The sequence below is a fragment of the Kitasatospora sp. NPDC059462 genome, assembly GCF_042749955.1.
In the GTDB taxonomy this organism is placed as follows: Bacteria; Actinomycetota; Actinomycetes; order Streptomycetales; family Streptomycetaceae; genus Kitasatospora.
This window is the reverse complement of the sequence record NZ_JBHYUU010000107.1, coordinates 1-13,382: the sequence shown is the minus strand read 5'-3', so window position 1 is coordinate 13,382 and position 13,382 is coordinate 1. Positions and strand designations below refer to the sequence as shown.

Here is a 13,382-nt window from a genome sequence, read left to right as displayed (position 1 = left end):
ACGCCCTGCTGAAGCAGGGGCCCGTGCCCCCCGCCCGGGTGAGCCCCGGGTGTGGGGGCCCGCGGGGCGTCCTTCCCGGCGGGCCCGACCCATGTCCGGGATGCGGACGCCCGTTTGACCACGGGACGGCCGCGACCTAGAGTCTTCGCCAGGTCATGAGCGACAGCGTCAAGCCCCAGCTGGCTGTCCGGCAACCCTCCGTCCGTGGCGGGGTGCCCTGGGTGAGGACCGGGTCACGTGGCGATGGGTCCGCGTGGCAAGCGCGGACGCCGGACAGATCGCACTCCCGGGGTCCCTGACCCGTACAGGAGTGCATCCTCATGTCCCTCTCGACCTCCCTCTGCGCCCCCCTCGCCGTCCTCGGCCACGATGTCCAGGTCCCGCTGGCCAACGGCGAGAAGGTCGACTACGCGGCGCTCGACTACGCCGCCAGCTCCCCGGCGCTCCAGCGGGTCTGGGACGACGTCGCCGCCTACGCCCCCTACTACGGCAGCGTGCACCGCGGCGCCGGCTACCTCTCGCAGCTCTCCACCGACCTGTTCGAGCAGAGCCGCCGCACCGTCGCCGAGTTCCTCGACCTGCGCGAGGGCGACCAGGTGGTCTTCACCCGCGCCACCACCGACTCGCTCAACCTGCTGGCCGGCGCCGTCCCGGCCGGGACGCAGGTGTTCGCCTTCGAGACCGAGCACCACGCCTCGCTGCTGCCGTGGGCGCACGCCGGTCTGCCGGTCACCTACCTGCGCGCCCCCCGCTCGCACGCCGAGGCGGTCGCCGCCTTCGACGCCGCGCTCGCCCAGGCGCCGGAGGGCCCGAAGCTGCTCTGCGTCACCGGGGCCTCCAACGTCACCGGAGAGCTCTGGCCGGTCGCCGAGCTGACCCGCACCGCCCACCGCCACGGCGCCCGGGTGGTGCTGGACGCCGCGCAGCTGGCCCCGCACCACCGGGTCTCGGTGCGCGAGCTGGACGTCGACTGGATCGCCTTCTCCGGCCACAAGCTGTACGCGCCGTTCGGCGCCGGGGTGCTGGCCGGCCGGGCCGACTGGCTGGACGCGGCCGACCCCTACCTGGCCGGCGGCGGCGCCACCCGCACGGTGGCCCGGGAGGCCGACGGTTCGGTGGCCGTGCAGTGGCACACCGGTCCGGCCCGGCACGAGGCCGGCTCGCCCAACGTCATCGGCGTCTACGCGATCGCCTCGGCCTGCCGGGCGCTCACCGAGGCCGGGTTCGACGCCCTGGAGGCCCGTGAGCGCGCGCTGATCGCGCGGCTGAAGGCCGGGCTGGCCGAGGTCCCCGAGGTCCGGGTGCTGAACCTGTTCGGCGCCGACTCGGACCGGGTGGGTGTGCTCTCCTTCGTCGTCCGGGGCTGGAACAGCTCGCACTTCTCGGCCGCGCTGTCCGCCGAGTACGGCATCGGGGTCCGCGACGGCCTGTTCTGCGCCCACCCGCTGGTGCGCACCCTGCTCGGCGACGAGGAGGCCGCGCCCTCGGAGTGCGGCGCCCCGGAGCCCTCGCTGCCCGGCGAGCGCAGCCTGAACGCGATCCGGGTGAGCTTCGGCGCCGGCACCCCGGACGAGCACGTGGACCGCTTCCTGAAGGCCGTCCGCGAGCTGGTCACGGACGGCGCGGCCTGGACCTACCGCAACGAGGGCGGCCGCTGCGTCGCGGACACCCGCCGGGAGGGCTGAGCGGCCCCGGCCCGCACTCGTCCCGGGCCACTCGTCCGGGTCACTCGTCCAGGCCGATCGCGAACGCGGCCTCCAGGTCGTGCTGGGAGTAGGTGCGGAAGGCGATCTGGGTCTCGGTGTGGGCCACGCCCGGGACCTTGTTGAGCCGGCCGGGGATCACCTCGGCGAGGTCGTCGTGCCGGCCCACCCGCACCATCGCGACCAGGTCGTAGCCGCCGGTCACCGAGTAGACCTCGCTGACGCCCTCGATGGCGGCGATCGCCTCGGCGATCTCCGGGATGCGGTCGACGCTGGTCTTGATCAGGACGATGGCGGTGATCACGGTGGCGTACTCCTTTGTGAGGTGCCGCCAGCGTATCGGGCGCCGCCGGTGCCGTCGCGGGGGCGGGTGGCGCGGGGACGGCGCCCGCCGAGGGTGCAGGCGTAGAGGAAACCGGACGCGAAGCCGATCACGTGCACCAGGTACGCGACACCGGGCCCGGCGGAGTGCACCGACCACCACTGGAGGGCGAACCAGAGCCCCAGCACCAGCCAGGCCGGGAAGCGCAGCGGCAGGAAGAGCAGCAGCGGGACGAGCGTGGTGACCCGGGCCCGCGGGTGGAGGCGCAGATAGGCGCCGAGGGCGGCGGAGATCGCCCCGGAGGCGCCGATGAGCACCCTGGTCGCGTCCGCCGAGTGCGCCTCGGCCAGGGCGAAGCCGTAGGTGGTGAGCGCCCCGGACGCCAGGTAGAAGAGGAGGAACCGGGCGCGCCCCAGCCGCCGCTCCACGGTCGGGCCGAAGACGTGCAGGAAGAGCAGGTTGCCGAGCAGGTGCAGCCAGCCGGCGTGCAGGAAGAGCGCGCTGAGCACGGACAGCGCCGGGTGCTTGCCCGGGGTGGGCGCGGCCGGGCAGCCCGGCACCGGGTCGGGGGCCTCGGCGAGCTGGCCGGCGGTCAGCGGGTGTCCGGTCAGCAGCTCGGCGGGGACGGCCCCCCAGCGCTGCTCGTAGCGCTGCTCCGCGCAGACCCGGCTCTGGCCGCGGCCGTAGAGCGGGTTGAGCCCGGCGGCCGGTCCGAGCAGGAACACCGCGGTGTTGAGCGCGATCAGGGCGTAGCAGACGGCCGGGGCACCGGCGGCCGGCCGGCCGCGGCGGGTGCCGGCACGGGCGGGCAGGACCGGGAGCGCCATGGGCCCCAGCATCCCCCCGGGAGGGGACGGGCACCGCGCGGTTGCGGCAGGTGGGCTACCGGTGGCGGCCGGTCGGCCGGTGGCCGTGAAGGTTGCCCCAGGCAATAGGCTTGGGGCGGGCATTCCCGCCTCCCGCCGCCGACGCCGGGGCTCCGGGGGGAGCGCCTGAGCCCATTCAGGGACCACCCGAGAGGACCCCCGATGACCGTCCCCGCTCTGACCGCCGAGACGCGCTGGCGCTGCACGCTCTGCGGCAACCTGACCCGCTTCGACGTGACCCGGACCGCCCGGGTCACCGAGTTCCTCCACTTCGACCTGGCCGGCGAGTCCAAGGTCGAGGAGACCCAGGTGCACAGCGAGACCGTCGAGTCGGTGCGCTGTCGCTGGTGCAACGCGGTGGACCAGGTCGAGCTGGTCGCCCGCCCGGGCGCGGCCGACGGCGCCGAGGCCGTCGAGCAGGCCTGACCGCCTGATCCGTGCGGCGGGCGGTGCGGGGCGTGGCCGCCCGCCGCACGGGACAATACAGAGAGAACGCACGGAGTGTGACGGGGGCGGCGGCCGGGGGCCGTACCCCGCTGGACCAGGATCGGAGCCGAGGACGTGGTGGACGCAGCGAAGGAGCCCGCCGGGCCGCAGGGGCGGCAGCCCGCTGTGGACGCGCAGGCGCCGGACGCGGCAGGGGCCGCCCCCTCCGGCACCGACGCCCCGGCCGAGCCGGCCGCCGGCGAGGAGTCCGGCACCGGTGAGGACCCGGCGGCAGCCGTCGACGGGCGGGCGCCGCGGACGGCGGGCGCCGAGGCCGCCGGGGACGGCGCGGCGGGCAGCGCCGAGACGCTGGACCGGCCGCTGCCCGAGGGCGTGCGCCGGCGCGTGGTGGGTCTCGCCTCCGACGCGCTCGGCGGGCTGCCGCTCGGGGAACTGCCCCAGTCGTTGCGCCAGTACGCCAAGTTCACCCCCGCGCGCCGGGCCAAGTACGCGGCGACCGCGCTGGCGGCGGCGCTGGAGGCGGAGCCGGCCTTCCGGTCGCGGATAGCGGAGCGGCTGCGGCTGGGCCAGCCCGACCTCGTCAAGGCGCTGGAGTCGGGCACCGTGCCGGGCGCCGCCGACCCGATGGACGTGGCGGCGGCCGCCTATCTGGTGCGCTCCTCGGGGTGGAGCCGGCTGGTGGCCGCGGTCGGCGAGGAGGCCGATCGGGCGGGCGCCGAGGGCGCGGCGGCCGAGGCGGCCCGGCTGGTGGAGAAGCTGCAGGCCGAGCTGGCCGAGCTGCGCTCCGCGGCGCGGGCCGACCTGGAGCGCCAGCGGGCCGAGTCGGAGGAGGTCCGGCGGGAGGCCGACTCGCTGCGCCGCCGGCTGCGTTCGCTGGAGAGCGACACCCGCCGGGCGCAGGCGGAGACCCGCAAGGTGACCGGCGAGCTGGAGGCGCTCAGGGCGCAGGCGGCGGCCGAGCGGAGCGCGGCGGAGACCGAGGCGCGCCGGCTGCGGCACCGGATCACGGAGCTGGAGAACACCGCCGAGCAGGGCCGCCGGTCGGCCCGCGAGGGGCGCAGCGTCGAGGACATGCGGCTGCGGCTGCTGCTGGACACCGTTCTGCAGTCGGCGCAGGGGCTGCAGCGGGAGCTGGCGCTGCCGGTGTCCCAGATCCGCCCGGCGGACCTGGTGGAGGCGGTGGTGCCGGGTGCGGCCTCGCCGCACGACGTGGCGCGCCGCGGCCTGGCCGAGGACGATCCGGCGCTGCTGGACCAGCTGCTGGCGATCCCGCAGGTCCATCTGGTGGTGGACGGCTACAACGTGACCAAGACGGGCTATCCGACGCTGCCGCTGGAGCAGCAGCGGATCCGGTTGCTGGGCGGGCTGGCGATGCTGGCGCAGCGCACCCAGGCGGAGGTCACCTGTGTGTTCGACGGCCAGGACCTGGACGTGCCGGTGATCATGGCGCCGCCGCGCGGGGTGCGGGTGCGGTTCAGCCGGACCGGGGAGACGGCGGACGAGCTGATCCGCCGGCTGGTCCGGGCCGAGCCGCAGGGGCGTCCGGTGGTGGTGGTCTCCACCGACCGGGAGGTCGCGGAGGGCGTGCGGAAGGCCGGCGCGCGCCCCGTCGCGTCGGTGCTGCTGCTCAACCGGCTGGCCCGGCCGTAGCCCGTTCCCGGGGCGGCCCGGCCGGTATGACGGCTGGTCAGCGCCGGGATTGCGGTGTTGTGCGTGTTTTGTGAAGTCAGATGGACGGTTCGGGTTCACGCGAACGGGGGAGTGGCGCGAAGCGTGGATCTTCACTAGGGTCTGGCGTCAAACCTATTTTCCGGATTCTCACCCGTTCGGGTGAGGCCATTGGAAGAAGGAGCCGGTCCCTTGGCCTCCCACCGCCGTCCCAAGCAGCCGAGCCGCGCGCGGGTCTCCGTGCTCACCGCTGCCGCTGCGACCGCGGTCGCCCTCTCCGCCCAGGTCGCCGCCCACGCCGCGCCCAGTCCGTCGCCCAAGAAGGACGACGTCAAGGCGCAGATCGACCAGTTGCAGGAAGAGGCCGAGCAGGCCACCGAGAAGTACAACGGGGCCAAGGAGCGCGCGGACCAGCTGCGCAAGCAGGCGGACCAGCTGCAGGACCAGGTGGCCCGCGGCCAGGAGCAGATGACCCAGCTTCAGGCCGGGCTGGCCGAGGTGGCGGGCGAGCAGTACCGCACCGGCGGCATCGACCCGTCCGTGCAGCTGATGCTCACCTCCGACCCGTCCGGCTACCTGGACAAGGCCTCCAGCGTCCAGCAGGCCAGCTCCAGCCAGGCCGAGGCGCTCAAGGGCCTCCAGGACCAGCAGCGCCGGCTCGACCAGCAGAAGGCCGAGGCGGCCGCCGTGCTGGCCTCGCTGGACAGCACCACCAAGGACCTGAACCAGACCAAGGCCGAGGTCAACAAGAAGCTCCGGGAGGCCCAGGAGCTGCTGAACTCGCTCAGCGCCGCCGACCGCGCGGCCCTGAAGGCGGCGCAGCAGCAGGCCGACCGCGCCTCCCGCGGCTCGGAGCGCACCGACCTGGGCAGCCTGCCGCAGGCGAGCGGCAAGGCGGGCTCCGCGGTCGCCCTCGCGATGAGCAAGCAGGGCTCGCCCTACGGCTGGGGCGACGTCGGCCCGAACACCTTCGACTGCTCCGGCCTGATGGTCTGGGCGTACGGCAAGGCCGGCGTCTCGCTGCCGCGCACCTCGCAGGCGCAGGGCAACTACGGCACCCGGGTGCCCTCCCTGGCCGAGGCCCAGCCGGGCGACCTGGTCATCTACCGCGACGACCGCAGCCACGTCGGCATGTACATCGGCAACGGCATGGTGGTGCACGCGCCGCGCACCGGTGACGTGGTGAAGGTGATGAAGGCCGACGCCATGAAGATCAACACGATCCGCCGGGTCTGACGGCGGGCCGTCTGACGGGTCGCCACGACACGCCCGGAGGCCCGTTCCGGCTCCTGTGATCAGCGCCACCCCCGGCCGGGGGTGGCGCTGACGTTTCGGCCGCGCATTCGAACGTCTGACGGAGAATGATCAGCCCGATGTGGGGATGTGATCACGTTCGGTCATTTTCACAAGGGAACTTGGGTATTCTTCCGACTTTTTTCTGACAAGGATTTGAACGGATCACGGATCTGTTACTAGGGTCGTGCCTCGAACCACGCACAGTCGATCACCCAGCCTGGGTGGCGGCGGGGTTCGCCGCCGAGTTCGTGAAGCAGCGGGAGGGCGCCTTCGGGTCGTCCCTCCGAGTGAAGGCCCAGCAGTCGGGGGTCCGCTGTGGAACGGAGCCGGGGAACCACGTTCCTCCGGGGTGAATCGGCGCCAGGCCGGCCGCGCGAGCGGCGGGTGAGGCGTCGTAGGGCACGCTTCCGCCCGAACCCGTCAGCTCACCCGGTAGGCGGATGAGGAAGAAGGAGTCCGCCTTCGTGGCGTCCCATCGTCGTCCCAAGCCCGCCGGCCGCACCCGTGTCTCGATCCTGACCGGTGTCGCCGCCGCTGCCGTCGCCCTCTCCGCGCAGTCCGGCGCCCACGCCGACCCGACGCCGACCAAGGACCAGGTCAAGGAGCAGGTCGACCAGCTCAACGAGCAGGCCGAGGTCGCCACCGAGAAGTACAACGGCGCCCAGGCCAAGCAGCAGGAGCTGCAGAAGCAGGTCGCCGAGCTGCAGGACAAGGTGGCCCGTCAGCAGGCCTCGGTCACCGAGGCGCAGGGCGGCCTCGCCGAGATCGCCGGCGAGCAGTACCGCACGGGCGGCATCTCGCAGACCGTCCAGCTGATGCTCTCCGCCAGCCCGGACAACTTCCTCAGCCAGGCCGACGCCCTGAACCAGGCCGGTTCCACGCAGTCCGGCGCGCTGAAGGAGCTCCAGGAGCAGCAGCGCAGGCTCGACCAGGACCGCACCGAGACCCAGGCCAAGCTCGCCGAGCTGGAGGCCACCACCCAGCAGCTGAAGTCCTCGAAGGAGGACGTCCAGGGCAAGCTGCAGAAGGCCCAGGACCTGCTCAACACGCTCACCGAGCAGGAGCGCCAGGCGCTGCGCGCGGCCGAGGAGAAGGCCGCCGCCGAGGCCAAGGCCAAGGCGGACGCCGCCAAGGCCGAGGCCGCCAAGGCCGCCAAGGAGAAGGCCGACGCCGAGCGCGCCTCCCGCGACGCCAACCGCACCAGCCCGAGCGCGCCGTCCACGGCCGCTCCGGCGGCCCCGGCCGCCACCGCCAAGCCGGCCGCCCCGGCGGCGCCCGCCGCCAACGGCTCGCGCGCCGCCGCCGCGATCGCCGCCGCGGAGAGCAAGCTCGGCTCCCCGTACGTGTACGGCGCCACCGGCCCGAACTCCTTCGACTGCTCGGGCCTCACCGGCTGGGCGTACGCCCAGGCGGGCGTGTCGCTGCCGCGCACCTCGCAGGCGCAGGCCACCGCCGGCACCCAGATCGGCTCGGACATCTCCAAGGCCCAGCCCGGCGACCTGGTGATCTTCTACGGCGACCGCCACCACGTGGGCATCTACGTCGGCGGCGGCCAGGTCATCCACGCCCCGAAGCCGGGCGCGTCGGTCCGCTACGAGGCCGCGTCCAACATGCCGGTCAACACCATCGTGCGCCTCTGACCCACGGTCGGCAGGCTCCGCCGGGCCCGGTTCCCCCGCACGGGGGGACCGGGCCCGCGGCATTCCCCGGCCCGCCGGGACGCTCGGTCCGCGAACCGATCTGATGTCCGAGGAGTGTCCGAATATTCGGGTTCGGAGGGGTTTGGAATCGGTTGCCCCGACTCGCTAACGTCTGCCACCGGACGCCCGCTTCGACAGCCGCCCGCTCCGGTGCGGCGGCGGGCCGGGCCCAGGATCGGAGCCGACGTCGCATGGCCGTGCACCGCCGTTCCCCGCTGTCAGGTGCGCACGTGCTCGCCCGGGCGCTGGTGCTCACCGCGGCGGCCGCCACCGCGTTGGGCGTGTCGGCCGGCGGCAGCGCCCGGGCCGTGCCCGGCTCGCCGGACGCCCCGGCCGACCGCAAGGACGTCAAGGCACAGGTGGAGCAGCTCTACGACGAGGCCGAGCAGGCCTCCGAGCGCTTCAACGCCGCCCAGGAGGCCCAGCAGCGGCTCCAGCACGAGACCGGCGATCTGCAGCAGCAGATCGCCGTCTCCCAGGACGAGCTCAACCGGCTGCGCGGCGAACTCGCCACCGTGGCCGGCGCCGAGTACCGCGGCGGCGGGATGACCCGGACCGTCCAGCTGATGCTCTCCACCGACCCGGAGGCCTACCTCTCCCGCGCCCGGGCCCTCGACCAGAGCGCCGAGCGGCAGAACGAGACCCTGCACGAGCTGCGGGGCCGTCAGCGGGTGCTCGACCAGCGCCGGGCCGAGACCACCGCCAAGCTCGCCGAGCTGGAGCAGACCCGCAAGGCGCTGGCCGAGAGCAAGCAGCAGATCCAGCAGCGGCTCGCCAAGGCGCAGCGGCTGCTCAACGGCCTCGGCGCCGTCGAGCGCGCCCGGCTCGCCGCCCAGGACGCCCGTGAGGCGGAGCAGCGGGCCACCCGGGGCACCGACCGGCTGGACTTCGGCACCGCCCCGCCCGCCTCGGAACGCGGCGCCGCCGCGCTGGCCGCCGCGGTGCGGATGATCGGCGCGCCCTACGTCTACGGATCCACCGGGCCCAAGGCGTTCGACTGCTCCGGTCTGATGTACTGGAGCTGGCGGCAGGCCGGAGTGACCCTGCCGCGCACCTCGCAGGCCCAGGCGTACGCCGGGCGGCGGGTCAGCCTCACCGAAGCGCGGCCGGGAGACCTGGTGATCTTCTACCGGGACATGCACCACGTCGGGATGTACGCCGGCGGCGGGGTGATCGTGCACGCCCCCTACCCGGGCGCCAAGGTCCGCTACGAGGCCGTCAACGCGATGCCCGTCTCGGGGGTGATCCGGCTCTGAGCCGCCCGGATCCCGCCGCCGGCCGCCGGCCCTCGCGGCGCACCGCCCTGCTGCTCGCGGCCGGCGGGCTGGTCCAGCTGTCACTGCCCGGGGCCGCCCCGGCGCGGCCCGCCGCCGCGGCCGCGGACGAGCACGCCGAGGTCCTGGCGCTGCTCGACGGGCGGGCCCGGGCGCTGACCGCCGGGCCGCCCGCGCTGCCGGTGCGGGCCGGCTACCGCAACCTGCTGCTCGGCCCGGTGGACCGGGCCGGGCGGTGCGCCGCCACCGCCGAGCTGACCGTCGAGGTGACCGGGTACGACCGGCAGCCGGTGGTCCACCCGCGCCGGCTGGCGCTGGCCCGCTCCGCGGCCGGCTGGCGGGTCGAACGGGAGGAGGGCGCGGGCGGGCCGCCACCGCTGTGGGACCTCGGCGCGGTACGGGCCGAGGCGGGCGCGCGCTGCCTGGTGCTCGGGGTGGACGCCGGGGGCGCTCCCGCGTCCGCCGGACCCGCCCCCGCCGGACTCGCCGCCGTCGGCGACCGGGCGGCGGCGGCCGTCGAAGCGCTCTGGGGCAGCGCCTGGGCGGGCCGGCTGCTGCTCGAACTGCCCGCCACCCGGGAGCAGTTCGCCCGGCTGGTGGCGGACGACCGGCCCGGCTGGTCCGGGATGGCCGCGGTCACCGTGGCGGCGCCCGGCGCGCCGCTGAACGCCCCGGCCGACCGGATCCTGGTCAACCCGGAGACCTTCGCGGGCCTGAGCGACTTCGGCCGGCAGGTGGTCGTCACCCACGAGGCGGCGCACGTGGCGACCCGGGCCGACACCCGCGCCTGGACGCCGCTCTGGCTCTCCGAGGGCGCCGCCGACTGGACCGGCTACCACGACTCGGGCCGCACGGCCCGGCAGATCGCCCCGGAGCTGGCCCGGGACGTCGCCGCCGGCCGGCTGCCCGCCGCGCTGCCCGAGGACGCCGCCTTCACGGCCGGCGGGGAGGGCCTCGCCCAGGTCTACGAGCAGGCCTGGCTGGCCTGTGACCTGATCGCCCGCCGGTTCGGGCCGCAGCGGCTGGTGGCCCTCTACCGGGCGGTCGGCGCGGCGGCTCCGGGCCCGGACCGGCAGGCCTGGCTGGACGGGCTGCTGCGGGACCGGCTCGGCGAGGGCCTGGCCGAGTTCACCCGCCACTGGCTGGCCGAGGTCCGGGCACTGGCCGCTTGAGAGCGGCCCCTTGAGAGCGGCCCCGGGGACGTCAGGGGCGGCCCTGGGGCCGGGCCGAGGGCCTGGCGCCCTGGCGCCGCTCGCCGGGGGCGCTCCGCGGCCGCTCGATGCCGTCCAGGAGGTCCTGCTCGTAGGCGATGCCCGGGCGCACCGAGAAGGCGGCGGCCGGCACCGGCTCGGTGCGGGTCAGCACCACGGTCTCCGGGAGCCGCTCGGTGCGCCGGGTGGAGCGCCAGAGCCGGACGCAGGAGAGCCCGGTGGCGGCCAGCAGCAGCAGGTTGCGCGCGGCCAGCACGGCGATCGCGCCCGGCCGGCTGGCGACCACGTCGCCGAAGAGCAGCGGGAACTCCGCCAGGGTCAGCGGGGTGGCGGCCAGGATCAGCAGCGCCACCGGCCGCTGGCTGGTGCCGCGCACGGTCAGGCAGACCGCCGCCACGCCGACCAGCCAGACCAGGTACTGCGGGCTGATCACCCGGCTGGTCACGGTGAAGATCAGCAGCGCGGCGAGCGCCGCGTCGTACATGGTGGCCGCGTTGCGCCGCTTGGCGGTGAAGCGCCACAGCAGCAGCCAGCCGAAGCCGATGACGGTGCCGGCCAGCATCACCTTGCTGACGACGTCCACCCACGGCCCGAGCATCTCGACCGAGCCGTAGTTCATCATCACCTTGCCGTCCCAGGCCCCGGTGATCCGGGCGAGGTGGATCGGCAGCGCGCCGACCGACTCCACCTCGATGCCGCGGTCCTTCTGGAACGTCAGGAACTCGAAGGCGCCGTTCATCCCGGCCGCCAGCAGGAAGCCGACCGCGGCGGCCGCGGCGGCCGCGGCCGTCCAGGAGCGGCGGGTGCGCCGGCCGGAGGGGGTGCCGATCAGACCGAGCAGCGGCCAGATCTTGACGATGCCGCCGAGGCCCAGCAGCAGGCCGCCGATCGCCGGGCGGCGGATCAGCGCCAGCAGGCCGGCCACCGCGATCGCGGTGACGATCACGTCGTAGCGGTTGTAGATCATCGGGCCGAGCAGCGGGACGCCGGCCACCCAGACCCAGGCGCCGGTCAGCGCCCGGCCCTTGCGCAGGCCGGTGCGGACCAGCAGGGCCATCGCGGCCGCGTCGGCGATCCCGCAGATCACCCAGAACGACACCAGGTACGACCAGGGCAGCAGGCCCGGCAGCAGGATCACCAGGGCGGCGCCGGGCGGGTACTGCCAGGTGACGTCGTCCAGCGGGAAGGTGCCGGTCTGCAGCACGCCGTACCAGCCGTGGTAGATCAGCCAGACGTCGGCGGTGATGTCCCCGCCGGGCATCCGCAGCACGCCGGTCACCAGCAGCAGCAGGAGCGTCCGGGTGGCCACCCAGCTCGCTCCGAGCGCCATGAGCGCGCCCGAGCGTCCGGAGGGGCGCGTGGTGCTCTGCGCCGGCTCGCGGCGGACGGCGAGCGCCGTGCCGGAGCCCTCGGCGCCGCTGGATGTACCGGACTCGGTGGCCGGGGCCAACTCCACTGCGCTCCCTCGTTCGTCTCGGACGTCCCGTCGGCGGCGCCGCGCGACAGGCGCCCGGCGGTCCGGGCGGCTCGGCGCCGGGCCGCCGCCACGGGGCCGGACCGGCCACGCCGACCGCCCTGGTACTAGGACAGACCCGGGGGTGGAACGGTTGCCGTGCGTGGATCCGTTCCCGGCGGGTCGTGGTGTTGACCTATCGTACGGATCACCCAGCGGTACACCGAGCACCCCCCGACCGAGCGAGCCGTGGCCTGATGCACAAGACCTTGATCGTGACCAACGACTTCCCGCCGAGGCCCGGCGGCATCCAGGCCTTCGTCCACAACATGGCCGTCCGTCAGCCCGCAGGGAGCGTCGTGGTGTACGCCTCCACCTGGCGCGACGGCACCGAGGTGGCGCGCTTCGACGCCGAACAGCCGTTCCCGGTGATCCGCGACCGGACGAAGGTGATGGTTCCCACACCCCGGGTCACCCGGCGGGCCGCCGAGATCCTGCGGGCCGAGCGCTGCGACTCGGTCTGGTTCGGCGCCGCCGCCCCGCTCGGGCTGATGGCCCCCGCGCTGCGCCGGGCCGGCGCCGGGCGGCTGCTCGGCATGACCCACGGCCACGAGGCCGCCTGGGCCCAGCTCCCGGCGGCCCGGCAGCTGCTGCGCCGGATCGGCACCGGCACCGACGTGCTCACCTACCTCGGCGAGTACACCCGCTCCCGGATCGCCGCCGCCGTCGGCCCGGAGGCCGCCGCGCGGATGGTGCAGCTGCCCCCCGGCGTGGACGAGCGGACCTTCCACCCGGACTCCGGCGGCGCCGCCGTGCGCGAGCGGCTCGGGCTGGCCGGCCGGCCGGTGGTGGTCTGCGTCTCGCGGCTGGTGCCGCGCAAGGGCCAGGACACCCTCATCGAGGCGATGCCGCAGATCCTCGCCGACGTGCCGGACGCCGTGCTGCTGATCGTCGGCGGCGGCCCCTACCGGGCGGACCTGGAGAAGCTGGTGGACGCCCGCGGCGTGCGCTCCGCCGTCCGGTTCACCGGGTCGGTGCCGTGGGAGGAGCTGCCGGCCCACTACGGTGCCGGGGACGTCTTCGCCATGCCCTGCCGCACCCGGCGCGGCGGGCTGGACGTCGAAGGGCTCGGCATCGTCTACCTGGAGGCCTCGGCGACCGGCCTGCCGGTGGTGGCCGGGGACTCCGGCGGCGCGCCGGACGCGGTGCTGGAGGGCGAGACCGGCTACGTGGTGCCGGGCGGCACGCCCGCGGCGGCGGCCGAGCGGATCGTCCGGCTGCTGAAGGACGAGGAACTGCGCCGCCGGATGGGCGAGGCCGGGCGGCGCTGGGTGGACCGCTCCTGGCGCTGGGACCTGCTCGCCGGGCGGCTGACCTCGCTGCTGGCGGGCTGAGGCGCCACCGGGCGTGTGCCGGTGCGGCCCGCCCCACCGTTCAGGGGG

Annotated in this window: 11 protein-coding genes and 2 riboswitches; of the genes, 8 read left to right on the top strand and 3 right to left on the bottom strand. The window is 75.1% G+C overall.

From position 1 onward, the window contains the following. Positions 1-151: 151 nt before the first annotated feature. Positions 152-269, top strand: a riboswitch (SAM riboswitch). A 51-nt stretch (positions 270-320) separates the two neighbouring features. Beyond that, positions 321-1,685 carry an aminotransferase class V-fold PLP-dependent enzyme gene (locus ACFXAM_RS24515; RefSeq protein ID WP_380294386.1) on the top strand — a complete coding sequence of 455 codons (1,365 nt, stop codon included), beginning with the start codon at positions 321-323 and terminating at the stop codon, positions 1,683-1,685. 40 nt (positions 1,686-1,725) lie between these two features. Here ACFXAM_RS24515 and ACFXAM_RS24510 read toward each other — a convergent pair whose 3' ends face one another. Together ACFXAM_RS24510 and ACFXAM_RS24505 are read right to left on the bottom strand one after the other, a co-directional pair. Beyond that, positions 1,726-2,007 (bottom strand): Lrp/AsnC ligand binding domain-containing protein, encoded by a 282-nt coding sequence (locus tag ACFXAM_RS24510; RefSeq protein ID WP_350566755.1) that lies wholly within the window; start codon positions 2,005-2,007, stop codon positions 1,726-1,728. Beyond that, a complete protein-coding gene (locus ACFXAM_RS24505; protein ID WP_380294385.1) occupies positions 2,004-2,852 on the bottom strand; it encodes a rhomboid family intramembrane serine protease in 849 nt (282 codons plus the stop codon). The genes ACFXAM_RS24510 and ACFXAM_RS24505 overlap by 4 nt, the downstream gene beginning before the upstream one ends. Before the next feature lie 201 nt (positions 2,853-3,053). Here ACFXAM_RS24505 and ACFXAM_RS24500 point away from each other — a divergent pair, with 201 nt between their 5' ends. From ACFXAM_RS24500 to ACFXAM_RS24475, 6 genes are all read left to right on the top strand, one after another. Continuing rightward, the gene (locus tag ACFXAM_RS24500) at positions 3,054-3,317 is read left to right on the top strand and encodes a hypothetical protein (protein ID WP_380294384.1); all 264 of its coding nucleotides are present in this window, start codon (positions 3,054-3,056) and stop codon (positions 3,315-3,317) included. Positions 3,318-3,686: 369 nt separating this feature from the next. Further along, complete coding sequence (locus tag ACFXAM_RS24495) at positions 3,687-4,988, top strand: NYN domain-containing protein (protein WP_380294401.1); 1,302 nt, start codon at positions 3,687-3,689, stop codon at positions 4,986-4,988. Between the two features lie 210 nt (positions 4,989-5,198). Next, positions 5,199-6,242 (top strand): NlpC/P60 family protein, encoded by a 1,044-nt coding sequence (locus ACFXAM_RS24490; RefSeq protein ID WP_380294383.1) that lies wholly within the window; start codon positions 5,199-5,201, stop codon positions 6,240-6,242. 361 nt (positions 6,243-6,603) lie between these two features. Further along, positions 6,604-6,756: riboswitch (cyclic di-AMP (ydaO/yuaA leader) on the top strand. 10 nt (positions 6,757-6,766) lie between these two features. Beyond that, a complete protein-coding gene (locus tag ACFXAM_RS24485; protein WP_380294382.1) occupies positions 6,767-7,942 on the top strand; it encodes an NlpC/P60 family protein in 1,176 nt (391 codons plus the stop codon). A gap of 251 nt (positions 7,943-8,193) precedes the next feature. Then, positions 8,194-9,258 carry an NlpC/P60 family protein gene (locus ACFXAM_RS24480; protein ID WP_380294381.1) on the top strand — a complete coding sequence of 355 codons (1,065 nt, stop codon included), beginning with the start codon at positions 8,194-8,196 and terminating at the stop codon, positions 9,256-9,258. Positions 9,259-9,458: 200 nt separating this feature from the next. Next, entirely contained in the window at positions 9,459-10,448 is a 990-nt protein-coding gene (locus ACFXAM_RS24475; RefSeq protein ID WP_380294380.1) for a hypothetical protein, read from the top strand. 31 nt (positions 10,449-10,479) lie between these two features. On the opposite strand, the gene ACFXAM_RS24470 is transcribed toward ACFXAM_RS24475, so the two are convergent. Further along, the gene (locus ACFXAM_RS24470) at positions 10,480-11,943 is read right to left on the bottom strand and encodes a glycosyltransferase 87 family protein (protein ID WP_380294379.1); all 1,464 of its coding nucleotides are present in this window, start codon (positions 11,941-11,943) and stop codon (positions 10,480-10,482) included. A gap of 254 nt (positions 11,944-12,197) precedes the next feature. Here ACFXAM_RS24470 and ACFXAM_RS24465 point away from each other — a divergent pair, with 254 nt between their 5' ends. Beyond that, positions 12,198-13,334, top strand: coding sequence for a glycosyltransferase family 4 protein (locus ACFXAM_RS24465; RefSeq protein ID WP_380294378.1), 1,137 nt, complete (start codon positions 12,198-12,200; stop codon positions 13,332-13,334). The last annotated feature ends 48 nt before the right edge of the window (positions 13,335-13,382 follow it).

What these genes read in the sequence shown, in the direction of transcription:
- ACFXAM_RS24515 (WP_380294386.1), top strand. Translation starts at nt 321, where the DNA reads ATGTCCCTCTCGACCTCCCTCTGCGCCCCCCTCGCCGTCCTCGGCCAC.
- ACFXAM_RS24505 (WP_380294385.1), bottom strand. Translation starts at nt 2,852, where the DNA reads ATGGCGCTCCCGGTCCTGCCCGCCCGTGCCGGCACCCGCCGCGGCCGG.
- ACFXAM_RS24500 (WP_380294384.1), top strand. Translation starts at nt 3,054, where the DNA reads ATGACCGTCCCCGCTCTGACCGCCGAGACGCGCTGGCGCTGCACGCTC.
- ACFXAM_RS24480 (WP_380294381.1), top strand. Translation starts at nt 8,194, where the DNA reads ATGGCCGTGCACCGCCGTTCCCCGCTGTCAGGTGCGCACGTGCTCGCC.
- ACFXAM_RS24465 (WP_380294378.1), top strand. Translation starts at nt 12,198, where the DNA reads ATGCACAAGACCTTGATCGTGACCAACGACTTCCCGCCGAGGCCCGGC.